Below are 484 nucleotides of genomic sequence, written 5' to 3'. Positions count from 1 at the left end.
TTTTTTTTTTTTTTTTTCAAGCAGAAGACGGCATACGAGATAGGAGTCCGTCTCGTGGGCTCGGCGCTTTGTCGGCAGTTTTTTCATCGAGTCGCATGCTCAAGCTGATCCGTTTACGCTCCACATCCACGTCCATCACTTTCACTTTAACCACATCGCCAGCCTTCACCACTGTATGGGGGTCGCTGACAAACTTGTCGGTTAACGATGAAATATGCACTAGGCCATCTTGATGCACACCCACATCAACAAAGGCGCCGAAATTGGTCACATTGGTCACCACACCTTCTAAGATCATATCTGGTTTAAGATCTTTTACCTGCTCAACCCCCTCTTTAAACACCGCAGTTTTAAACTCACCACGGGGGTCGCGGCCCGGTTTTTCCAGTTCGCTCAAGATATCGTTTAACGTGGGTAACCCAAATTCAGGGGTAATAAAACGGCTAGCATCAATCTGTTTAAGCAGCTCGCTGTTACCCACTAA

At 47.1% G+C, this 484-nt stretch carries 1 protein-coding gene; it reads right to left on the bottom strand.

The features are described 5' to 3' along the window. Positions 1-16: 16 nt before the first annotated feature. On the bottom strand, positions 17-484 hold a 468-nt coding region (locus K5Q99_RS23160), incomplete at its 5' end, for a S1 RNA-binding domain-containing protein (protein ID WP_220733782.1).

Source organism: Shewanella hafniensis (assembly GCF_019655335.1).
In the GTDB taxonomy this organism is placed as follows: domain Bacteria; phylum Pseudomonadota; class Gammaproteobacteria; order Enterobacterales; family Shewanellaceae; genus Shewanella; species Shewanella hafniensis.
Note: the sequence above shows the minus strand (reverse complement) of the source record. Positions and strands in the feature narration are given on the sequence as shown.